We start from the raw sequence: 22,886 nt of genomic DNA, 5'->3' as shown, positions 1-22,886 counted from the left end.
AGAGACGGTTGAGCGCAGCGGAGCTGAAGAATCTGCCCCCGGTACCGGCATCCGGGGCTTCTGACATGGCGCACATCGTTTTGACTTTCGACAACAACAAGCTTGCCAGCGCCCTTTACGGCCAGTTCGACGAAAACCTGGCCCGGCTTGAGCAGAAGCTCGGCGTCGACATACGCTCGCGCGGCAACCAGCTGACCATCAAGGGATCCGCTTCGGCCGCCGAACAGGCGCGCCGCGCCTTGGACAATCTCTACGGCATCCTGCAGAAGGGCGTCGATATCAGCCAGTCCGATGTCGACGGGGCCGTGCGCATGGCTATCGCCGCCGACGACCAGCTCACGCTGCCGACATTGGAGCGCAAGGGCAAGGTCTCCGCCGCCCAGATCGCCACCCGCAAGAAGACCATCTATGCCCGCTCCCTGAACCAGGACGCCTATATGCGCGCGCTGGAGCGGTCGGAACTGGTGTTCGGCATCGGTCCGGCCGGCACCGGCAAGACCTATCTGGCGGTGGCGCATGCGGCGATGCTTCTCGAACGCGGCATGGTCGAGCGCATCATTTTATCGCGACCGGCTGTCGAGGCCGGCGAACGGCTGGGCTTCCTGCCGGGCGACATGAAGGAGAAGGTCGATCCCTATCTGCGGCCGCTCTATGACGCGCTCTACGACATGATGCCGGCCGACAAGGTCGAGCGCGCCATTGCCGCCGAAGTAATCGAAATCGCGCCGCTCGCCTTCATGCGCGGCCGCACGCTGGCGCACGCCGCCGTCATTCTCGACGAGGCTCAGAACACCACGCCGATGCAGATGAAGATGTTTCTCACCCGTCTCGGCGAGAACTCGCGCATGATCGTCACTGGCGATCCGACACAGATCGACCTTCCTCCGAGCACCAAGTCGGGCCTGGTCGAAGCCTTGCGTGTCCTCGACGGTGTGGCAGGCGCGGTAACCGTGCGCTTCAACGATGTCGACGTCGTCCGCCATCCGCTGGTGGCGGAAATCGTCAGGGCCTATGACCGCGACGCCAAGCTGGCTCGTGGCCTCGGTGCCGAGAATTGATCTTGACGACGCGGCCTCATGGCTGAGGACAACACATCCGGCGGCGGGAGCCTTCCGGTTCCCGTCGAGATCGATATATCGGTTGAAGCGGGCGACTGGCCCGATGAAGCAAGCCTGACGCGGCTGGTCGATCGCGCGGTTGACGCAGCCTTTGCCGAGACCGGTGCGACGGGTCATTCCGAACTCAGCATTGTTTTTTCCGACGACGCCCATGTCCGTACCTTGAATGCCGGCTGGCGCGGCAAGGACAAGCCTACCAATGTCTTGTCTTTCCCGGCTTTTCCGCCGGCAAAAGGCGGCCCGCTGCCGCCGATGCTCGGCGACATCGTGCTTGCCGCCGAGACGGTGGCGCGCGAGGCGGCACTAGAAGACAAGCCGCTGGAGAACCATATCTGCCATCTCGTCATCCATGGCCTGCTGCATCTCATGGGCCATGATCACGAGGCCGACGCGGAGGCCGAGGAGATGGAAGCCATCGAGCGCGCCGCGCTGGCAAGGCTTGCCATTCCCGATCCCTACGCGTAACTAAAAAAGACCAATTGACCGGACGACGATGAACGACAAACCAGAGACTGCCGCCCGCCCCGATGTCGGCAGTGCGATCAAGGCTTCCGATACGTCGGAAGAGGGATCAGGTCCGAGTACCGTCACCCCTGGTGTTGCCAACACCGGCAGCGCGGCCATCGAGCCGTCGCCTGCCGGCCCCTCCCTGTTCAACCGCGTGCTGGGCCTGTTCCGGCAACGCAACGGCACCAGCCTGCGCGAAGAGATCGCCGGCGCGCTCGCCGAGACGACGAGCGATGTCGAATCCTTCTCGCCTGGCGAGCGCGCCATGCTCAACAACATCCTGCGCCTGCGCGAGGTGCGCGTCGAGGACGTCATGGTGCCGCGCGCCGATATCGAGGCGGTCGAGATCGCCACGTCGCTCGGTGACTTGCTTGGCATGTTCGAACAATCCGGCCATTCCCGCATGCCGGTCTATTCCGAGACGCTCGACGACCCGCGCGGCATGGTCCATATCCGCGACGTGCTGGCCCATATCACCAAGCTGGCGCGCGTCAGGAAGGGCCGTGCAACCCGCAAAACGCCTGTCGCCACGGTTCTCGATCTCGCCCAGGTCGACCTCGCGCGCACCATCGGAGAGCTCAACCTGATCCGGCAGGTCCTGTTCGTGCCGCCGTCGATGCTTGCGTCCGACTTGATGGGCCGCATGCAGACTACGCGCACGCAGATGGCCCTGGTCATCGATGAATATGGCGGCACGGACGGCCTCGTCTCGCTCGAGGACATCGTCGAGATGGTGGTTGGCGACATCGAGGACGAGCACGACGACGACGAGCCGATGATCACCCAGACCGGCGACGGCGTGTTTATCGTCGACGGCAAGGCCGAGATCGACGAGGTCGCCAAGATGATCGGCGAGGATTTCGCCGCCGGTGAACATGGTGAGTATGTCGACACCATTGGCGGCATGATCTTCAACACGCTCGGCCGCGTGCCGGCGCGCGGCGAGGTGGTGCAGGCCATTCCCGGCTTCGAATTCCATGTGCTGGACGCCGATCCGCGCCGCGTCAAGCGCGTTCGCATCGTGCAGAGCCAGAAGGGCGAACGCCGCCGGCGGGCCACGGCGCGCACCGAACAGGCCTGAAAGCCTGCTGTCGCATGACGATCGAAGATCCGTTCAAGCACTCGGTCCTCGGCTCCGGTGTGTTTTACAAAGATCCACGCTCTGCCCTGGATTGGCTTGAAACAGCCTTTGGCTTCGAGCGCAGCATGGTGGTCAGCAATGCCGAGGGAAAGCTGGTCCACGCCGAAATGCGGTTCGGCGATTGCTACCTCATTGTCGATTCTGAATGGGCCGATCATGTCGCGAGCCCGCGTCGGTCCAGGGCAAGAACACGCAATCGGTCTATGTCAGGTTGAAAGACGGCCTGGATGCGCATTGCGAGCAGGCCCGCGCGGCCGGTGCTGCAATAATCCACGAGCCGGCCGACCAGTTCTACGGCGAACGCCAGTATCGGGCGCGCGATCCCGAGGGCCATGTCTGGACGTTCACGCAACCGATGGGTTCTGTTTCTCGTGAAGAGGCCGAGCGGTTGGGTGGCCTGCGCATCGAAGGCTGGCACCGGTAGAGAGCGGCCGGTAACCACGCCGGCGTTTGGAGCGCGCGGCGCGGCCTGATAAATCTTAGCTCCTGATTCGCGCGACGGAAATACGCATGGAGCGCCTTGCCGGCCGGATAATTCTGCTTTGGGGTTGGCGGCGTTCGCTTGTGGCGTTTTTCGCTGGGGCGCTGACGGTTCTGGGCCAGGCGCCTTACGATTTCTTTGCCGCCTGTTTCATTTCGTTTCCGCTGCTGGTCTGGCTGCTCGATGGCGCGACCGGCGAAGCCTCGGGCAGCCTGTTGCGGCGCCTGCGGCCGGCTTTCGCCGTCGGCTGGTGGTTCGGCTTCGGTTATTTCCTCGCCGGCCTTTGGTGGATCGGCTCGGCGCTGCTGGTCGAGGCCGACGACTTTGCCTGGGCGCTGCCGTTCGCGGTGGTCGGCATTCCCTTCGCGCTCGCATTTTTCTACGGCTTCGCAACGGTGGTCGCGCGGCTCCTGTGGAGCAGCGATATCGGCCGTATCGCTGCCCTTGCCTTCGGTTTTGCGCTGGCGGAGTGGCTGCGCGGCTTCCTGTTCACCGGTTTCCCCTGGAACGCCATCGGCTACGCGGCGATGCCGGTGCCGCTTTTGATGCAGAGCGTCTCGATGACCGGCATGATCGGCATGAACGCGCTCGCGGTTTTCCTTTTCGCGCTGCCGGCGCTGCTGGCGGCGCGTCGGCATCTTCGGCTGGGCGCCGCGCTGTTTGTCGTGCTCGCCGCCGCCCATGTCGGCTTTGGCTATGTCAGGCTCAACGCCCCCGAAAAGCCGGCGACGCGCAGTCTCGATGTCCGCATCGTCCAGCCGGCCGTGGATCTGTCGGAAAAATGGGATGCCTCGGTGCGCGACCGCATCTTCGCCACCTTGCTGGGCCTCTCCGCAAAGGCACCGGACCCAGGTCACGAAAAACCGCAATTGATTCTCTGGCCGGAAACCTCGGTACCGTTCCTTTTCACGGAGCGCCCTGACGCCTTGACGGCGCTGGGCGACATGCTGGGCGACGGCCAGATGCTGATCGCCGGCGTCGTGCGTGAGGAGGGCGGCTCGGCGGCCAGCGCCGACAGCCGCTACTACAACTCCGTGGTGGCGATCAACGACAAGGGCGAGATCGCCGACGCCGTGGACAAGGTCCATCTGGTGCCGTTCGGCGAGTACCTGCCTTTCGCCGACCTGCTCGCTCGTTTCGGCATCGAACAGCTCGTCGCCGGGCCGCTGACGTTCACGGCCGGCAACGAGCGTCATGCCATCACGCTTCCGGGCGGCATTCGTGCCCTGCCATTTATCTGTTATGAGGTGATCTTTCCCGATCTGGTGGCAGTTGACGCTACGTCAGCGCAGCTTATTGTGAACGTTACCAACGATGCATGGTTCGGCGACACGCCGGGACCGTATCAGCATTTCAGACAGGCCCAGATTCGCGCGGTGGAGAATGGATTGCCCTTGTTGCGTGCTGCCAACAACGGCATCTCGGCCGTGGTCGACGCCCGTGGCCGCGTCATCGACGCCCTTGCGATCGACGCGCGCGGAGCCATCGATGTGAAGGTGCCTGTTTCCGCACAGACGGTCATTTCGTCCAGCCAGCGGCGCATTAACGGAATGCTGATCATGTTGCTGTTTGCGCTTGTAGGGGGGCTGTTGAACGTAAGGCAAAAGCTACGGGTGAATTGACAGCTGGCACATTAGAAACTCATACTGTACCGCCTGAAAATTTCTCGAAGCTGGTGGATCGTTCTGTTGGGGCAGTCGCCTCCGGCTTTCTTTGGGCAGGAAAAAATCACAAAGCCGAAAAAATTCGGCGAGGAAAAAATGACAGAAGAAAACAAGAAGAAACCCAATCCCATCGATATTCACGTGGGAAGCCGGGTCCGGCTTCGCCGCAATATGCTCGGAATGAGCCAGGAAAAGCTGGGCGAGAATCTCGGCATCACGTTCCAACAAATCCAGAAATATGAAAAGGGCACCAATCGCGTCGGTGCCAGCCGCCTGCAGGCGATTGCCTCCATACTCGGCGTCCCCGTCGCCTTCTTTTTCGAGGATGCGCCAGGCCAGGAATTGACTGCCAACCGCGGCTTTGCCGAGGATAGTTCGATGGCTTTCGCTGTTGAGTTCTGCGGCAGTCCCGAAGGACTTCAGCTCAACCGGGCCTTTGTCAAGATCGCCGACGTCAAGGTGCGCCGCAGGATCATTGACCTGGTGAAATCGCTCGCCGAGGACGATCTCGACTGATCCGCAATGCGCTTTGCACCGGCGGCATGCGCCGCCGGTGGCACAAGATATCGCCTCCGACATTCAGGCCAGAGCCGCGGCAGCGCTTGACGAGCAGCGCTTTGCCCCGCTAACACGTGGCGCGCCAAAATCGGCAGCCTGCCGATCGTTTTTCAAGAGGGGACACCCGTGACGCGGCAGAACTACTTCTTTACCTCGGAATCCGTAGCCGAGGGCCATCCCGACAAAGTCTGTGACCGCATCTCCGACGAAATCGTCGATCTGGTCTATCGTGAAGCCAAGAAGACCGGCATGGACCCATGGAAAGTCCGTGTCGCCTGCGAGACGCTCGCGACCACCAACCGGGTCGTCATCGCCGGTGAAGTGCGCGTTCCCGAGACGTTGTTGAAGAAGGACAAGGCCGGCAACATCCTCAAGGATGCCGCGGGCCACCCCGTCGTCAACCCGGCGAAGTTCAAATCCGTCGCCCGCAAGGCGATCCGTGAGATCGGCTACGAGCAGGCCGGCTTTCACTGGAAGACGGCCAAGATCGAGGTCCTGCTGCATGGCCAGTCGCCTGATATCGGCCAGGGCGTCGACAATGCCGCCGACCGTCAGGGCGAGGAAGGTGCCGGCGACCAGGGCATCATGTTCGGCTATGCCTGCCGCGAGACGCCGGACCTGATGCCGGCGCCGATCTACTACAGCCACAAGATTCTCGAACTGCTGGCAGCGGCCCGCCACGAAAACAACGGTGAGGCCGGCAAGCTCGGGCCGGACGCGAAAAGCCAGGTCACCGTGCGCTATGTCGACGGCAAGGCCGCCGAGGCGACGCAGATCGTGCTGTCGACCCAGCATCTGGATTCAAGCTGGGATTCCAAGAAGGTCCGCAAGGTCGTGGAACCTTATATCCGCGAGGCATTGGGCGACCTCAAGATCGCTGACGATTGCATGTGGTACATCAACCCGACCGGCAAGTTCGTCATCGGCGGTCCGGATGGCGATGCAGGCCTGACCGGCCGCAAGATCATCGTCGACACCTATGGCGGCGCAGCCCCCCATGGCGGCGGCGCCTTTTCCGGCAAAGATACCACCAAGGTCGACCGGTCGGCTGCCTATGCGGCGCGCTACCTAGCCAAGAATGTCGTGGCGGCGAAGCTCGCCGAGCGCTGCACCATCCAGCTTTCCTACGCCATCGGTGTCGCCCAGCCGCTATCGGTCTATGTCGACCTGCACGGCACCGGCAAGGTCGACGAGGCAAAGCTCGAGGACGCGCTGCGCAGCGTGATGGACCTGTCGCCGTCAGGCATCCGCCGTCATCTCGACCTCAACAAGCCGATCTACGCCAAGACGTCGTCTTACGGCCATTTCGGCCGCAAGGCTGGCCGTGACGGGTCTTTCTCCTGGGAAAGGACCGATCTGGCCAAGGCGCTCAAGGATGCTGTCGCGGCCTGAGGGCGGCGGCAGGACTGGCGCCAGTCGATGAGTGACGCGGACAGGCCAAGCCGCACGACCGAAGCCTTCTTCGGTCGCCGGCGCGGCAAGCCCGTGCGCCCGCTGCAGGCCGCGGCGCTGGAAAGCGGGCTTGGCAAATACCGGCTCGATCTGACGGCCGAGGCACCGCCAGACCTGCGCGTCCTGTTTGCAGCAGAGGTTTCGGCGGTTCGGCTCGAGATCGGCTTTGGCGGCGGTGAACATCTCCTGCATCGCGCCATCGAGGCGCCCGCGACAGGCTTCATAGGCGTCGAGCCCTTCGTCAACGGCATGGCCAAGATGATGATGGCCGTGCGGGCAGCGCCGCTGGCCAATCTCAGGGTCTACGACGACGACGCCACCCAGTTGCTTGACTGGTTGCCGCCGGCCTCGCTCGACGGCATCGATCTTCTCTATCCCGATCCCTGGCCAAAGAAAAAACACTGGAAGCGGCGTTTCGTCAGTCCGGTCAATCTCGATCGTTTCGCACGCGTCCTGAAACCCGGCTCGAAATTCCGCTTTGCGTCCGACATCGACACTTATGTGAACTGGACCTTGCTGCATTGCCGGGCGCATGGCGCTTTCGCATGGCAGGCTGCGGAAGCGGCGGACTGGCATCGCTCCTATGAGGGCTGGCCCGGCACGCGCTATGAGGCAAAGGCCATTCGCGAGGGGCGCCGGCCGGCCTATCTGACTTTCGTCAGGACCTAGGTCCGCCCAACCGGCAACCTGCCGGGAGGACGGGGTCGAATGCCTGTTGGAGTCAGAAACGACCGATCCTGTTGAATACGGCCGGATCCATGCCGAGATTGCGCAGGTCGTCGGCTCTGGGCTTGCGCCCGGCTTCCACGGCGCGAGACGCGGCAACGGCGCTGCCGAATGTGGTGAACAGATCGCCCAAGGCGGAGAATATCCTGCGGTTGCTCATGGTCTTGTCCTTTCGCGCGCCAGCGCGCCAATTCAATTCGTTTGATGGCTAATAAATAAGAGCGCGCCGCCGGCTCTCACAGGCGGATTGCCGCATGGCGGCCATGCGCCTGGAACAACCCTGAACCCACAGGCTTTCGTCCGGCCGGGACTGCGGACTTGAAACACGAACCGTGTTCGTTTATATCAGCCTCAAATTCTTGGTCGGTATGACGAAGAGTGGGTCCACCCGGTCCCGCTCTTTTTTATTACCTGCCGATAGGTTCGAGACCAACGATAGGCAACGATGACTGGAACGGCAAACGAAGGTGACGATCGCATCATCCGCGAAAGCGGCATCGATGCGCGCATTGCGCTGATCGTCCAGCCGGTGCTGCGCGGCATCGGCTTTCGCCTCGTGCGCGTGCATCTGTCCGGCCAGAACGGGCTGACGCTGCAGATCATGGCCGAGCGTGAGGACGGCACCATGACCGTCGAGGATTGCGAAGAGGTCAGCCGCGCGGTGTCGCCGGCGCTCGACGTCGACGATCCGATCGAAAAGGCCTATCACCTCGAAGTCTCTTCGCCCGGCATCGATCGGCCTCTGGTGCGTAAATCGGATTTCGTGACCTGGACCGGTCATCTGGTGAAGATGGAAACATCGGTCGTCGTCGCCGACCGCAAGCGCTTCAAGGGCAAGATCGCCGAAGCCGGTGAGAACGACGTGCTGATCGAGCGCGACAAGGCGGCCTATGGCGAGGAGCCGACAGTGCGCGTGCCCTACGATGCCATTGCCGATGTCAGGCTGATCCTGACCGACGACCTCATTCGCGAAGCGTTGTCCAAGGACAACAGGGAGCGCAAGGAAGCCAAGAGACGCCGCGGTGAACCGGACGACGATGTGTCCGAGGGTACGGAACCGGACGCCACGGAAGAACACGAACAGGAAATTTGATTGAGCTGCCGGGCGCAAAGGTCCGGCGAACAGGCTCGGGAGAAAGAACATGGTTGTAAGCGCCAACAGACTTGAACTGCTGCAGATTGCCGACGCGGTCGCGCGTGAGAAGTCGATCGACAAGTCGATCGTCATCGCCGCCATGGCCGATGCGATCCAGAAGGCGGCACGTTCGCGTTATGGCCAGGAGACCAACATTCGCGCCGACATCAACCCGAACACCGGCGAGATGAAGCTGCAGCGGCTGATGGAAGTGGTCGAGAAGGTCGACGATTACGCCACCCAGATCGCCATTTCCTCGGCGCGTGAGCGCAATCCCGACGCCCAGCTTGGCGATTTCATCGCCGAACTGCTGCCGCCGATGGACTTCGGCCGCATCGCCGCCCAGTCTGCCAAGCAGGTCATCGTGCAGAAGGTGCGCGAGGCCGAGCGTGACCGTCAATACGACGAATACAAGGACCGTATCGGCGAGATCGTCAACGGCACCGTCAAGCGCGTCGAGTATGGCAACGTCATCGTCGATCTCGGCCGTGGCGAGGCGATCATCCGCCGCGACGAGCTGATCCCGCGCGAAAACTACAAATATGGCGATCGCGTGCGTGCCTATGTCTACGACGTGCGGCGCGAGCAGCGCGGCCCGCAGATATTCCTGTCGCGCACCCATCCGCAGTTCATGGCCAAACTCTTCACCATGGAAGTGCCGGAGATCTATGACGGCATCATCGAGATCAAGTCGGTCGCCCGCGACCCGGGCTCGCGCGCCAAGATCGCCGTCATTTCGCGTGACAGCTCGATCGATCCGGTCGGCGCCTGCGTCGGTATGCGCGGCAGCCGCGTCCAGGCCGTCGTCGGCGAATTGCAGGGCGAGAAGATCGACATAATTCCGTGGTCGCCTTCGGCGGCCTCCTTCATCGTCAATGCGCTGCAGCCGGCGGAAGTCGCCAAGGTCGTGCTCGACGAGGATGCGGAGCGTATCGAAGTGGTGGTTCCCGACGATCAGCTGTCGCTGGCCATCGGCCGCCGCGGCCAGAACGTGCGCCTTGCCTCGCAGCTCACCGGCTGGGACATCGACATCCTGACCGAGGCCGAGGAATCCGAGCGCCGCCAGAAGGAATTCGTCGAGCGCTCGGCGCTGTTCATGGAAGCCCTCGATGTCGACGAGATGGTCGGCCAGGTGCTGGCCTCGGAAGGCTTCACCAGCGTCGAGGAAGTCGCCTATGTTGATGCCGGCGAGATCGCCTCGATCGACGGCTTCGATGAGGATACAGCCTCGGAAATCCAGACCCGCGCCCGCGAATATCTGGAGAAGATCGAGGCCGAGCACGACGAGAAGCGCAAGGCGCTGGGCGTTTCGGATGATCTGCGCGAACTCCCCGGCGTCACCACCGCCATGATGGTGACGCTCGGCGAGGATGGCGTGAAGACGATCGAGGATTTCGCCGGCTATGCCGCCGACGACCTCACCGGCTGGAAGGAACGCAAGGACGGCGAGACCAAGGTCTATCCCGGCGTGCTGGCCAATCACGGCGTTTCGCGCGCCGATGCCGAGCAGATGGTTCTGGCCGCTCGCCTCAAGGCCGGCTGGATCACCGAAGACGAGCTTGCGGCCGAAGAAGAAACGGCCGACGAAGCCGTTGGTGCGTGAGGTGAAACCGCATCGCACACAACCCGCCCTTGGACGAGATGAACGATCGCACCTGCATCGTCACCCGCAAACAGGCCGAACCGGATGAACTGATCCGGTTCGTCGTCGGCCCGGATTCGGCCGTCGTTCCCGATCTCAAGAGAAATCTGCCCGGCCGTGGTTGCTGGGTGAGTGCGGACCGCCTACATATCGAGAAGGCGGCGGCCAAGAACCTTTTTGCCCGCGCCTTCAAGGCACAGGTGGTCGTGCCGCCCGATCTCGGCGGCATGGTTGACGGGCTGCTTTCCAGATACGCTCTCGGTATGCTGGGTCTTGCCCGCAAGGCAGGCTCGATTTCGCTAGGCGCTACCAAGGTCGAGAGCGCGGTGCGCGGCGGACTGGCGCTTTTCGTGCTCCACGCGACCGAAGCGTCCGAGGATGGCGTGCGCAAGATCAGCCAGGCGCGGCGGGCGACCGTCCATATCGGCGGCCCCTCCATCCTTGCCTACAAACTTTTCTCCGAGGCCGAGTTGAGCTTGGCATTGGGGGGTACAAATGTGATACATGCTGCCGTCCTCGCGGGAGACGCGGGTAAGGCGGTCCAGAAGCGCATGGTTGCGCTCGACCGATATCGGGGCGGTACCCCGGACGATCTTGCAATGCTTGCGGCCGTTGCTGACGAAGATGATGCCGCAGAGGATATGGAATGAGCGATACGAAATCGGGCGACGACAAGACGTTGAGTGTTACACCGAAGAAGACCTTGACGCTGAAGCGCCCCGGCATGGAACAGGGCACCGTGCGCCAGAACTTCTCGCACGGCCGTACCAAGTCGGTCGTGGTCGAGACCAAGAAGCGCAAGTTCTCGCTGCCCGGCGACAAGCCGGAGCCGGCCGCGGCTCCGCCTGCGCCCGTCTTCACGCCGAAGCCGGCGGTCGTGGCGGCGCCTGTCGTCCAGGAAGCGCCCAAGGCGCCACCCCCGCCGCCGGCTCCGGTCGAGCGCAGCGGCATGGTGCTGAACGAATTGTCGCGCAGCGAGATGGAAGCGCGCCGCAGGGCGCTCGAGGGCTCGAAGGTCCGCGAGGTCGAAGACCGTCAGCGGGCCGCCGAGGACGCCAAGCGCCGCGCCGAGGACGAAGAGCGCCGCAAGCGCGAACGTGAGGATTCGGCGCGCCGCCAGGCCGAGGAAGAGGCACGGTTGCAGACCGAGGCCGAATCGCGCCGCCGCGCCGAGGAAGAGGCGCGCCGCCGCGCACCGCAAGCCGCCGAGTTGGCGACCGCCGACGAGGAGGAAGAGGTCAAGCCGAAGCGGGCGACCGCCGGCGCACCGGTGCGCCGCCTGGTCACGCCCGAAGTGGCGCGCCCGGCAAAGCCCACCAAGAGCGAGGAAGACCGCCGCCGTGGCAAGCTGACACTGAACTCCGCGCTGTCCGACGAGGATGCCCGGGCTCGTTCGCTGTCGTCGATGCGTCGCCGCCAGGAAAAATTCAAGCGCGCGATGCACAACGAGCCGCGCGAGAAGGTCATGCGCGAAGTGATCCTGCCCGAGACCATCACCATCCAGGAACTGGCGCAGCGCATGTCGGAGCGTGCTGTCGACCTGGTCAAGTATTTCATGAAGCAGGGCCAGATCCTGAAGCCAGGCGACGTCATCGACGCCGACACGGCCGAACTGGTCGCCACCGAATTCGGTCATACGGTCCGCCGCGTTGCCGAGTCCGACATCGAGGAAGGCCTGTTCAACATCGCCGACAATGCCGAGGACCTGGTGTCGCGTCCGCCGGTCGTGACCATCATGGGCCACGTCGACCACGGCAAGACCTCGCTGCTCGATGCGATCCGCAATGCCAATGTCGTTTCCGGCGAGGCCGGCGGCATCACCCAGCATATCGGCGCCTATCAGGTCGAGAAGAACGGTCAGAAGATCACCTTCATCGACACGCCCGGCCACGCCGCTTTCACGGCGATGCGCGCCCGTGGCGCCCAGGCGACCGACATCGCCATCCTGGTGGTCGCGGCCGACGACAGCGTCATGCCGCAGACGATCGAATCGATCAGCCACGCCAAGGCGGCCGGCGTTCCGATCATCGTGGCGATCAACAAGATCGACAAGCATGACGCCGATCCGCAGAAGGTGCGTTCCGAACTGTTGCGCCATGAGGTCTTCGTCGAATCCATGGGCGGTGAAGTGCTGGACGTCGAAGTGTCGGCGACCAAGGGCACCAATCTCGACAAGCTGCTCGAGGCGATCCTGCTGCAGGCCGAAATCCTCGACCTCAAGGCCAACCCCGACCGTACCGCCGAGGGCGTCGTCATCGAGGCGCAGCTCGATAAGGGCCGTGGTCCCGTCGCCACCGTTCTGGTGCAGACCGGCACCTTGATGCCGGGCGACATCCTCGTCGCCGGCAATGAGTGGGGCCGCGTGCGCGCTCTGGTCAACGATCGCGGCGAGCAGATCAAGGAAGCACCGCCGGCGATGCCGGTCGAGGTGCTCGGCCTTCAGGGAACGCCGCAGGCCGGCGACCGCTTCGCCGTGGTCAACAACGAGGCCCGTGCCCGCGAGATCACCGAATATCGCCAGCGTCTGGCGCGCGAGAAGGCGGTGGCCAGGCATGCCGGCCAGCGCGGCTCGCTCGAACAGATGATGTCGCAGTTGCAGACGAGCGGGCTGAAGGAATTCCCGCTGGTCATCAAGGGCGACGTGCAGGGTTCGATCGAGGCGATCAATGCCGCGCTCGACAAGCTTGGGACCGACGAGGTTCGTGCGCGCATCGTTCATTCCGGCGCCGGCGCCATCACCGAAAGCGACGTCTCGCTGGCGGAAACGTCTGGCGCGGCGATCATCGGCTTCAACGTTCGCGCCAATGTGCAGGCACGTGCCGCGGCCGCGGCCGCGGGCATCGAGATCCGCTATTATTCGATCATCTACAACCTCGTGGATGACGTGAAGGCGGCTCTGTCGGGCCTGCTCTCGCCGGAGCGTCGCGAGACCTTCATCGGCAATGCCGAGATCCTCGAGATCTTCGACATCACCAAGGTCGGCAAGATCGCCGGCTGCCGTGTCACCGAAGGCAAGGTCGAGCGTGGTGCGGGCGTACGCCTGATCCGCGATAACGTCGTCATCCACGAAGGCACGCTGAAGACCCTGAAGCGCTTCAAGGACGAAGTTTCGGAAGTCCCGGGCGGCCAGGAATGCGGCATGGCCTTCCAGAACTACGAGGACATGCGCGTCGGCGACGTCATCGAGTGCTTCCGCGTCGAGATGGTGACCCGCACACTCTGAGGTCGAGTGACTTGTCGATATCGGGCGGTGGTCGAAAGACCGCCGCCCCAAGCCTGTTGACCGTAAGCCTGTTGAGAATAATCATTTGAGACATGCGGCACTGTCCCATCCCGCGCCTCACGCTTCAGGATCGAGAAAAATGCCCCGTTCCACCACATCAAGCCCATCCCAGCGCATGTTGCGCGTCGGTGAACAGGTGCGCCATGCGCTCTCGGAAACCCTGCAGCGCGGGGACATCATCGACCCGTTGATTGAAAATACCGTCGTTTCGGTGTCGGAAGTGCGGATGTCGCCGGATCTCAAGATCGCCACAGCCTTCGTTTCTCCGCTCGGCGCAAAGGATACCGACGCCGTGATCGAAGCGCTGAACAAGCATGCCAAGTTCGTGCGCGGCCGCGTCTCCGGCGCGCTCCGGCAGATGAAGTACATGCCGGAGTTCCGTTTCCGGCTGGATACGTCCTTCGACAATTTCGCCAGGATCAACGACCTGCTGAAGTCACCCGAAGTGGCACGCGACCTGGATAGCGACGACAACAAGGAAGAAGAATAATGGGGCGTCGCGGCAAGAAGAAGGGCCGGCCGGTCTCCGGCTGGGTGGTGCTGGACAAGCCGGTCGGTATGGGCTCGACCGAGGCCGTCTCCAAGATCAAATGGCTGTTCCAGGCCGAAAAGGCCGGCCATGCCGGCACGCTCGACCCTCTTGCCTCCGGCATGCTGCCGATCGCGCTCGGCGAGGCCACCAAGACCGTGCCCTACGTGCAGGACGGCGCCAAGATTTACCGTTTCACCGTTGCCTGGGGACAGGAGCGGTCGACCGATGACCTCGAAGGTCCGGTGACGAAAGAGGCCGATCAGCGTCCATCGGAAGCCGATATCCGGGTGTTGCTGCCGAAATACACCGGCGTCATCATGCAGACGCCACCGCAATTTTCCGCGATCAAGATTGCGGGTGAACGCGCCTACGACCTCGCCCGCGAAGGCGAGACGGTCGACATACCGCCGCGCGAGATCGAGATCGGCCGGCTCGACATTGTCGAGCACAAGCCGGACCAGACGATTTTCGAGGTCGAATGCGGCAAGGGCACTTATGTGCGTTCGCTGGCCCGCGACATGGGCCGCGACCTCGGCTGCTTCGGCCATATCAGCGAACTGCGCCGGGTCGAGGTCGAGCCGTTTACGCCAGAGGACTTCGTCACCATCGCCGAACTCGAGGCCGCGCGCTTCGGCGCGCAAGGTGACGATAAACCGGATCCGGAGGCAGATGCCGCGGACGCAGTGGAGATGCCTATCGATTTCGGCGCCATCGACGGGCTTCTCGTCGACACCTCGGCGGCGCTCGACTGCCTGCCGCAGATCGCGATCAGCGACGATGCCGCGACCAAGATCCGCCTCGGCAATCCGGTCATCATTCGTGGCCGTGACGCGCCGGTGGAGGCGGAAGAAGCCTGTGCGACGGCGCGCGGCAAGCTCGTCGCCATCGGCGCTATCGAGCAAGGCATGTTCAAGCCCAAGCGGGTCTTTGCCGGGTGACCGGTCTGATCGCGATGGCGGTATAGGACAAGCAGGTTCGACGGGTGGGGGCATGGCAAAGGCCGAGGTGGTGAAAAAACGGGCGCCGGTGAAGACGAGGCGGCCTCCGGTTGGCGCCTCGCCCGGCACGCTGATCGCCGATCCGGCGGCGCGGCGCTCCGAACTGCGGCTGACCTTGATCTCGCCGCAGAAGTTCAAGACCATCGAGAACGCCAGCATCGACGATGTCGAGGCCAGTTGCCGGAAATGGCCCGTCATCTGGCTCGACTGCACCGGCCTTGCCAACATCCAATTGATCGAGGAGATCGGCCGCATCTTCAGCCTGCATCCGCTGGCGCTGGAGGACGTCGTCAACACCGGCCAGCGGCCGAAAGTCGACTTCTTCGAGGATCACGCCTTCGTCGTCATGCGCATGATCGACGATGTCACGTCGCATCGCTACGAGCAGATCGCTCTCTTCCTCGGCGAGAACTTCGTCGTCACCTTCCAGGAGCGCGAAGGCGATCCGTTCGATCCGGTGCGCAAGCGGATCGAGAGTTCGGCCCCCAACCGGTTGCGCACGCGCGGCGCCGACTATCTCGCCTATGCGCTGATCGACGCCATCGTCGACAGCTATTTTCCGCCGATCGAGGCTGCCGGCGACCTGGTCGACAGCATTGAGGACCAGATGCTGCATTCGACGCACAAGCACCAGATGCGGCAGCTGCACGAATTGCGGCGCGATGCCAATGTTTTGAAAGGCGTGCTGTGGCCCATGCGCGATGCGCTGGCAACGCTGATCCGCAACGACGTGGCCTATGTCACAGCCGAGACCAAGGTCTTCCTCAACGATACGCTCGACCATTCGCTCAGGCTGATCGAGCTGGTCGAGACCCAGCGCGACATGCTGACCGGCCTGATCGAAATGCATCTGTCGCTGAGCCAGGCCCGCACCAACGATGTCATCTCCTATCTCACCATCGTTTCGGTCATCTTCATGCCGCTCACCTTCCTGGTCGGCATCTGGGGCATGAACTTCGACCCCGCCAGCTCGCCATGGAATATGCCGGAGCTGAAGGCGTACTACGGCTATCCCTTGTCTCTGCTGTTCATGGCTGCCGTCGCTGTCGGGCTGATTGCATTCTTCAAATGGAAGAAATGGCTTTGACCGGGTTTAAACCTGTCATTTGAGCCTCAAAAGCCGGCTTGTGAATTGGGCTGGTGTTTTTCTGGGAATTGCACTATATGCGCCGCAGCATAGCGCCTTGACGCTTTGCATGCACGGCCCCTGCTGGACGACATCCCGGCTGCGGGCGACCCGTTTCCTCAAACAGATAAGGAAAAACACGATGTCGATTACTGCCGAGCGCAAACAGGAATTGATGGGTGAATTCGCAACCGCCAAGGGCGATACCGGGTCTCCGGAAGTCCAGGTGGCCATCCTTTCCGAGCGCATCAAGAACCTGACCGACCATTTCAAGGACCACAAGAAGGATAACCATTCCCGCCGTGGTCTGCTCGCTCTCGTGTCCCAGCGCCGCAGCCTGCTTGATTATCTCAAGCGCAAGGACGACTCGCGCTATCAGACACTGATCGAGAAGCTCGGTCTGCGCCGTTGACGAATTGACCGGCGGGCTTTCTTCGGAGAGCCCGCCGGTCGCGCATTCTGCCAGTCGCATAGGCTGGCCAGACCCGGTTTCGAGCGTGCAAAGGGCCGTTCGAAACCGCCCATGGACGGTCATGGGGCAGGATTGCAGGACGCTCGCGCGCGCTTGTCGCGCCTAAATCACCCGAGCTTCCCGTTGTCTTGCCCGTGGCTGCCCGAGAAAGGAAGCCAGGCAAAGGGCATCCGCGCACCGTGAAACGGCGCGGCCCTTTCCGCTTATTAAGGACAAGACATGTTCAATCACCACAAAGTGGAAATCGAATGGGGCGGTCGTCCGCTCATCCTGGAGACCGGCAAGATCGCGCGCCAGGCCGACGGCGCGGTGCTCGCCACCTACGGCGAGACCAAGGTTCTCGCCACCGTCGTTTCGATGAAGGAGCCCAAGCCCGGTCTCGACTTCTTTCCGCTGACCGTCAATTACCAGGAAAAGACCTATGCCGCCGGCAAAATCCCGGGCGGCTATTTCAAGCGCGAAGGCCGTCCGAGCGAGAAGGAAACGCTGGTTTCCCGTCTCATCGACCGCCCGATCCGCCCGCTCTTCGCCGCCGGCTACAAGAACGACACGCAGATCGTCGTCACCGTCGTCCAGCACGATCTCGAAAATGACCCGGACATCCTGTCGATCGTCGCCACCTCGGCGGCCCTGACCCTGTCGGGCGTTCCCTTCATGGGCCCGATCGGCGGCGCGCGCGTCGGCTACATCAATGGCGAATATGTGCTGAACCCGCATGTCGACGAGATGCAGGAGTCCAAGCTCGACCTCATCGTCGCCGGCACCACTGATGCCGTGCTGATGGTCGAGTCGGAAGCCAAGGAACTCGGCGAAGAGCTGATGCTCGGCGCTGTCATGTTCGGCCACAAGGGTTTCCAGCCGGTCATCGACGCCATCATCAAGCTGGCGGAAGTTGCCGCCAAGGAGCCGCGCGACTTCACCGCGCCGGATTATTCGGCGCTTGAGGCCGAGATGCTGAAGATCGTCGGCGACGAGCTCAGCAATGCCTACAAGAACGTCGACAAGCAGAAGCGCTACGCCGCCGTCGACGCCGTCAAGGCGAAGGTCAAGGCCGCGTTTGCCCCGGCTGAAGGCGAGGACGCAAAGTACACCTCCGAACAGATCGGCTCGGTATTCAAGGAATTGCAGGCGAAGGTCGTTCGCTGGAACATCCTCGACACTGGCGCGCGCATCGATGGCCGCGATTTGAGCACGGTTCGCAAGATCGTCTCCGAAGTCGGCGTCCTGCCGCGCACCCATGGTTCGGCGCTGTTCACCCGCGGCGAGACCCAGGCGCTGGTGGTTGCCACGCTCGGCACCGGCGAGGATGAGCAGTACGTCGATTCCTTGACCGGCATGTACAAGGAGAAGTTCCTCCTTCACTACAACTTCCCTCCCTACTCCGTCGGTGAGACGGGCCGCATGGGTTCGCCGGGCCGCCGCGAAATCGGCCATGGCAAGCTCGCCTGGCGCGCCATCCGTCCGATGCTGCCCTCCGCCGACCAGTTCCCCTACACGCTGCGCGTCGTCTCGGAGATCACCGAGTCCAACGGCTCGTCCTCGATGGCTACCGTCTGCGGCACCTCGCTGGCGCTGATGGATGCCGGCGTGCCGCTGGCCAAGCCGGTGGCCGGTATCGCCATGGGCCTGATCAAGGAAGGCGAGCGCTTCGCCGTGCTCTCCGACATCTTGGGCGACGAGGATCACCTCGGCGACATGGACTTCAAGGTTGCCGGCACCGAAGGCGGCATCACCTCGCTGCAGATGGACATCAAGATCGACGGCATCACCGAGGAGATCATGAAGATCGCCCTTGGCCAGGCCAAGGACGGTCGCCTGCATATCCTCGGCGAGATGTCCCATGCCCTGACCGGCGCCCGCCCTGAACTCGGCGAGTTCGCGCCGCGCATCGAGGTCATGCACATCCCGACCGATAAGATCCGCGACGTCATCGGTTCGGGCGGCAAGGTCATCCGCGAGATCGTCGAGAAGACCGGCGCCAAGATCAACATCGAGGACGACGGCACGGTCAAGATCGCTTCGTCGAACGCCAAGGAGATCGAGGCGGCGAAGAAGTGGATCCACACCATCGTCGCCGAGCCGGAAGTCGGCGAGATCTACGAAGGCACGGTCGTCAAGACCGCCGACTTCGGCGCCTTCGTCAACTTCTTCGGTCCGCGTGACGGCCTCGTCCACATCTCGCAGCTTGCCAACGACCGGGTCGCCAAGACCTCGGACGTCGTCAAGGAAGGCGACAAGGTCTGGGTCAAGCTGATGGGCTTCGACGAGCGCGGCAAGGTCCGCCTGTCGATGAAGGTCGTCGACCAGGCCACCGGCAAGGAAATCGCCCGCGACAAGAAGACCGAAGGCGAAGAAAACGCCGCCTGAGGCCTCTGACGGAAAAATCGAAGCGGGCGCGGCTTATGTCGCGCCCGTTTTTGTTTATGGAGCACGGCCATGTCCGCTGAAGCGTTGAAGACGCTTTTTCATCCATTCGAGGCCGAGGCTCTTTCCCCGCCGGGCAGGGACGAGCGCATTCTCTTCCTTGGCGCCGAACCCGGCCTGCGCTTGCCACAGGGCTTCGAGGCTACGCTGCATCTCGTACAGGGCTTTCGCCCGTATTTCCGCGCTTTGCAGGCGGCTGGCTTCACGGTCACGCCGCGATCGGCCGGTGAGGATTTTGATGCCGTGCTTGTGCTCGCCGGCCGCCATCGCGGCGAAAACGAACTGCGCATCGCCGAGGCTCTCGAGCGGGTGGCGGAGGGCGGATTGATCGTCATTGCCGGTGGCAAGGAGGATGGCATCGCAAGCCTGCGTAAGCGCGTCGGCGATCTTGTTCTCCTTGATAGCCACATGCCAAAATATCACGGCATTGCCTTCTGGCTGCGTCGTCCGGTTGATGTGCAAGCCGCCGCCGCGCTTCGCGCCGCCAATCCCGCCTTGCTTGTTGAGGACCGGTTCCGCACCGCACCCGGCATGTTCTCCTTCGACCGCGTCGATGCCGGTTCGAAACTGCTGGTCGACAATCTGCCCGGTGATTTGCGTGGCACCGCGGCCGATTTCTGCGCCGGCTGGGGCTATGTGGCGGCCGAGATGGCTGCCCGCTGTCCGGGCTTGTCGGCCCTCGATCTTTACGAAGCCGATTTCGATGCGCTGGAGGCCGCCAGGGGCAACCTTGCCAACACCGTGGCGCAGGGCTTCTTCTGGACGGATCTGCTGGCCGAGCCTGTCGAGCGCCGCTACGACGTCATCGCAATGAACCCACCCTTCCACCGCAGCCGTGCGGCCGAGCCCGAGATCGGCGTCGGCATGATCCGCGCCGCGGCCAAGGCCTTGAAGCCCGGTGGGCGCCTGTTCGTGGTCGCCAACCGCCAGCTTCCCTACGAGCCGGTGCTGTCGGCCGCCTTTGCCAGCCACGCCGAGCTTGCCCGCGACGGCATGTTCAAGGTGTTTGTCGCACGGCGCTGACGCGATGCATTTAATGCGTGTCGCCCGGAAGTGTCATCGGTTCGGGGACAACGCCATCCATAAATCGGAAGCTTACAGCAGGTCGGGCGAATCCTATTGCCGCGACATGTTGTAGGTCAGTGTAGATTGGCGACGCGCCGGACTTCGTCGGTGGCGTGCCTGTCACCAGCGCTGAATTTGAGCGGCGCCGGCCGGCCGAACAGATAGCCCTGCACCACTTCGCAACCAGCTGCCCGCAGTAGTGTCGCCTGGTTCTCGGTCTCGACGCCCTCGGCAATGATGCTGACGCCAAGCGCCCGGGAAAGCCCGACAATGGTCGACACGACCGCGCCGGAGCTCGCATCGGTATCGATGCGGCTGACGAAGGAGCGGTCGATCTTCAGCTTGCCGAATGAGAAGTCGATCAGATAGCTGAGGTTGGAATAGCCGGTGCCGAAATCATCGACAGCGACCGAGATCCCCATCTCGGCGAGTTCTTTCAGGATGGCGGCCGCGCGGTCGCGGTCCTGCATCATCGCCGTCTCGGTGACTTCCAGTTCCAGCCGTGACGGCTTGATGCCGGTGCTCCGCATCGTGTCGCGCACAAGCCCGACGAAATCCTTGGTCATGAACTGGACCGGCGAGATGTTGACGGCGACGAAACAGTCGTCCGGCAGATGGCGGGCATCGCTGCAGGCCTTGCGCAGCACCCATTCGCCGATCGGATTGATCATGCCGGTCTCTTCGGCGATCTGGATAAACTCCATCGGAGGGATCATGCCGCGTTCGGGATGCTGCCACCGGATCAACGCCTCGTAGCCGACGATGCGGCCGGTCGGAAGGTCGAGCTGCGGCTGATAATGCAGGTCGAAATCGCCGCGCTCGAACGCATTGTGCAGTTCGGACTCGACCCATTGGCGATGGTCGGCCACCCGCCCCATATCGCTGTTGAAGACCGACCAGTTGCCAACCCCGCTGGCACGCGCATTCTGCAGCGCCAGGTTGGAACGGCGCAGGATGAGGACCGGATCGATCCCATCCTTGGGCATCGCCACGATGCCCACCGACAGGCTCACCGATTGCTGGTGGGTGCTGAGTTCATACGGCTCCATCATCTCGTCGATGAGCCTCTCGACCATGCTTTCCAGGGTCCCCTGGATCTGGTGATCGGGAAGCAGCACCGCGAACTCGCCGGCCCCGATCCGCCCGATCAGTACGCGCGCCGGCACGCAGTCGCGCAGCCGCTTGGTGAAGGCGCGGATCAGTTCGTCACCGTGAGTGTAGCCGATTGCATCGTTGATCTGCTTGAACCGGTCGATGTCGATGTCGATCAGGAACATCGGTTCCCCGGTGCGGCTTGTCGCGCATGCCGCCTCGGCGATCTTGCCGACCATCGCCGGGCGGGCCAGCAGTCCGGTCAGCTTGTCGAAATGGGTTTCGTTGAAGACGAAATCCGCTGATTCATCGACACCAGCAAAGAAGGACATTGCCGCCACCGATGCGGCCAGCGCACAAAGCGCGGCCATGATCGACACCATCATATCAGCCGAAATGCCGGCAAATCCGTCGCCGAGACCGTGCTTCAGCCCCCAGATTCCGATGACGAAACTGCCTATGCCCGAACTTGCTATCGTGAGCAGTCGGAACACGGGTGTTCGCTTCGGGTTGATGGCGGCAGGCATGAAAAGGTCCCCAGATGGGAAGCTTTATAGCGGAAACCTTCTTAAAATGAGTTTCCGCGAATGAATCCAATTTTACTGGAGAGGATTATTTTCTTTACTGGCAAAAGACCCGCGTGACCGGGGCCGCCGTCAGTCGCGGCCGCCATCCGTCTGCTTCAACTCGTCGAGGGTCGGCATCGACACGATATGGTAGCCGGAATCGACATAGTGGATTTCGCCTGTGACGCCGGAAGCAAGGTCGGACAGGAGATACAGCGCGGAGCCGCCGACCTCGTCGATCGTCACCGTCCGGCGCAGCGGCGAGTTTCGTTGCTGGTAGGAGAACATGTGGCGGGCATCCGAAATGCCGGCGCCGGCCAGTGTACGCACCGGACCGGCCGAGATGCCGTTGACCCGGATGCCGCGCGGACCGTAGTCGTTGGCGAGGTAGCGCACGCTGGCCTCCAGGCCGGCCTTGGCGACGCCCATGACATTATAGTTCGGCATGACGCGGACCGAGCCGGCATAGGTCAGCGTGATCATCGAGCCGCCGGCGGTCATCAGGGGCGCGGCATTGCGCGCCACCTCGGTGAAGGAATAGCAGGAGATCACCATGGTGCGGACGAAATTGTCCCGGCTGGTATCGGCATAGAGGCCTTTCAACTCGTTCTTGTCGGAAAAGCCGATGGCATGGACGACGAAGTCCAGTCCGCCCCACGCCTTGCCAAGCGTCTCGAACGTGGCGGCGACCGAAGCGCTGTCCTCGACGTCGCAGGGAACGACCAGCGAAGCGCCGAGCTTGTCGGCGAGCGGCTTGACCCGGCGGCCAAAAGCCTCGCCCTGGTAGGTGAAGGCCAGTTCCGCCCGCTGTTCGGACAATTTCCTGGCAATGCCCCAGGCGATCGAATGATCGTTGGCAACACCCATGACAAGCCCGCGCTTGCCCTTCATCAGTCCGTCCATG

Annotated in this window: 20 protein-coding genes and 1 pseudogene; 18 read left to right on the top strand and 3 right to left on the bottom strand. The window is 63.0% G+C overall.

Going from position 1 to position 22,886, the window contains the following annotated elements:
• Positions 1–65 precede the first annotated feature (65 nt).
• The 8 genes and pseudogenes from LB557_RS16870 (at position 66) to trmB (ending at position 7,590) form a co-directional block, all read left to right on the top strand.
• On the top strand, positions 66–1,058 hold the full coding sequence (locus LB557_RS16870) for a PhoH family protein (RefSeq protein WP_031241013.1): 993 nt from the start codon (positions 66–68) through the stop codon (positions 1,056–1,058).
• Positions 1,059–1,076: 18 nt separating this feature from the next.
• Positions 1,077–1,583: an rRNA maturation RNase YbeY gene (gene ybeY / locus LB557_RS16865; protein ID WP_224641412.1), complete on the top strand. Its 507-nt coding sequence runs from the start codon at positions 1,077–1,079 to the stop codon at positions 1,581–1,583.
• Between the two features lie 28 nt (positions 1,584–1,611).
• The gene (locus LB557_RS16860) at positions 1,612–2,706 is read left to right on the top strand and encodes a hemolysin family protein (protein ID WP_140722958.1); all 1,095 of its coding nucleotides are present in this window, start codon (positions 1,612–1,614) and stop codon (positions 2,704–2,706) included.
• A gap of 14 nt (positions 2,707–2,720) precedes the next feature.
• Positions 2,721–3,190: pseudogene (locus LB557_RS16855) on the top strand (VOC family protein).
• A gap of 86 nt (positions 3,191–3,276) precedes the next feature.
• Positions 3,277–4,869: an apolipoprotein N-acyltransferase gene (gene lnt / locus LB557_RS16850; RefSeq protein WP_224641415.1), complete on the top strand. Its 1,593-nt coding sequence runs from the start codon at positions 3,277–3,279 to the stop codon at positions 4,867–4,869.
• 138 nt (positions 4,870–5,007) lie between these two features.
• Positions 5,008–5,427, top strand: coding sequence for a helix-turn-helix domain-containing protein (locus LB557_RS16845; RefSeq protein WP_127279029.1), 420 nt, complete (start codon positions 5,008–5,010; stop codon positions 5,425–5,427).
• Between the two features lie 168 nt (positions 5,428–5,595).
• Complete coding sequence (metK, locus tag LB557_RS16840) at positions 5,596–6,861, top strand: methionine adenosyltransferase (RefSeq protein WP_140660644.1); 1,266 nt, start codon at positions 5,596–5,598, stop codon at positions 6,859–6,861.
• Positions 6,862–6,888: 27 nt separating this feature from the next.
• On the top strand, positions 6,889–7,590 hold the full coding sequence (trmB, locus tag LB557_RS16835; protein ID WP_224641418.1) for a tRNA (guanine(46)-N(7))-methyltransferase TrmB: 702 nt from the start codon (positions 6,889–6,891) through the stop codon (positions 7,588–7,590).
• Positions 7,591–7,642: 52 nt separating this feature from the next.
• On the opposite strand, the gene LB557_RS16830 is transcribed toward trmB, so the two are convergent.
• Positions 7,643–7,807, bottom strand: coding sequence for a hypothetical protein (locus LB557_RS16830; protein WP_015314010.1), 165 nt, complete (start codon positions 7,805–7,807; stop codon positions 7,643–7,645).
• 285 nt (positions 7,808–8,092) lie between these two features.
• Between LB557_RS16830 and rimP the strand changes: the two genes are divergently transcribed.
• The 10 genes from rimP (at position 8,093) to LB557_RS16780 (ending at position 20,282) form a co-directional block, all read left to right on the top strand.
• Positions 8,093–8,740, top strand: a complete 648-nt coding sequence (gene rimP / locus LB557_RS16825; protein WP_140614778.1) for a ribosome maturation factor RimP — start codon at positions 8,093–8,095, stop codon at positions 8,738–8,740.
• Positions 8,741–8,789: 49 nt separating this feature from the next.
• Positions 8,790–10,385 (top strand): transcription termination factor NusA, encoded by a 1,596-nt coding sequence (gene nusA, locus LB557_RS16820; protein ID WP_015314008.1) that lies wholly within the window; start codon positions 8,790–8,792, stop codon positions 10,383–10,385.
• Between the two features lie 38 nt (positions 10,386–10,423).
• Positions 10,424–11,074, top strand: a complete 651-nt coding sequence (locus tag LB557_RS16815; protein ID WP_140614777.1) for an RNA-binding protein — start codon at positions 10,424–10,426, stop codon at positions 11,072–11,074.
• Positions 11,071–13,647, top strand: coding sequence for a translation initiation factor IF-2 (gene infB / locus LB557_RS16810; RefSeq protein ID WP_015314006.1), 2,577 nt, complete (start codon positions 11,071–11,073; stop codon positions 13,645–13,647). The genes LB557_RS16815 and infB overlap by 4 nt, the downstream gene beginning before the upstream one ends.
• Positions 13,648–13,786: 139 nt before the next feature.
• The gene (gene rbfA, locus LB557_RS16805) at positions 13,787–14,197 is read left to right on the top strand and encodes a 30S ribosome-binding factor RbfA (RefSeq protein ID WP_015314005.1); all 411 of its coding nucleotides are present in this window, start codon (positions 13,787–13,789) and stop codon (positions 14,195–14,197) included.
• Entirely contained in the window at positions 14,197–15,177 is a 981-nt protein-coding gene (gene truB, locus LB557_RS16800) for a tRNA pseudouridine(55) synthase TruB (RefSeq protein ID WP_015314004.1), read from the top strand. The genes rbfA and truB overlap by 1 nt, the downstream gene beginning before the upstream one ends.
• A 52-nt stretch (positions 15,178–15,229) precedes the next feature.
• The gene (gene corA, locus LB557_RS16795) at positions 15,230–16,324 is read left to right on the top strand and encodes a magnesium/cobalt transporter CorA (RefSeq protein ID WP_140787140.1); all 1,095 of its coding nucleotides are present in this window, start codon (positions 15,230–15,232) and stop codon (positions 16,322–16,324) included.
• Positions 16,325–16,505: 181 nt separating this feature from the next.
• Positions 16,506–16,775, top strand: a complete 270-nt coding sequence (gene rpsO, locus LB557_RS16790) for a 30S ribosomal protein S15 (protein WP_015314002.1) — start codon at positions 16,506–16,508, stop codon at positions 16,773–16,775.
• 279 nt (positions 16,776–17,054) lie between these two features.
• Positions 17,055–19,202: a polyribonucleotide nucleotidyltransferase gene (pnp, locus tag LB557_RS16785; RefSeq protein ID WP_015314001.1), complete on the top strand. Its 2,148-nt coding sequence runs from the start codon at positions 17,055–17,057 to the stop codon at positions 19,200–19,202.
• A 69-nt stretch (positions 19,203–19,271) separates the two neighbouring features.
• The gene (locus LB557_RS16780; protein WP_224641420.1) at positions 19,272–20,282 is read left to right on the top strand and encodes a class I SAM-dependent methyltransferase; all 1,011 of its coding nucleotides are present in this window, start codon (positions 19,272–19,274) and stop codon (positions 20,280–20,282) included.
• A 116-nt stretch (positions 20,283–20,398) separates the two neighbouring features.
• Here the strand turns inward: LB557_RS16780 and LB557_RS16775 are convergent, their stop codons facing one another.
• A complete protein-coding gene (locus tag LB557_RS16775) occupies positions 20,399–21,943 on the bottom strand; it encodes a putative bifunctional diguanylate cyclase/phosphodiesterase (RefSeq protein WP_224641422.1) in 1,545 nt (514 codons plus the stop codon).
• A 129-nt stretch (positions 21,944–22,072) separates the two neighbouring features.
• Positions 22,073–22,885, bottom strand: coding sequence for an enoyl-ACP reductase FabI (fabI, locus tag LB557_RS16770; RefSeq protein WP_224641425.1), 813 nt, complete (start codon positions 22,883–22,885; stop codon positions 22,073–22,075).
• Between the last annotated feature and the right edge of the window lies 1 nt (position 22,886).

It is taken from the genome of Mesorhizobium sp. BR115XR7A, from assembly GCF_020165315.1.
GTDB classification, from domain to species: Bacteria; Pseudomonadota; Alphaproteobacteria; order Rhizobiales; family Rhizobiaceae; genus Mesorhizobium; species Mesorhizobium australicum.
The sequence above is the reverse complement of the archived record's forward strand: the minus strand, read 5'-3'. Positions and strand labels throughout refer to the sequence as shown.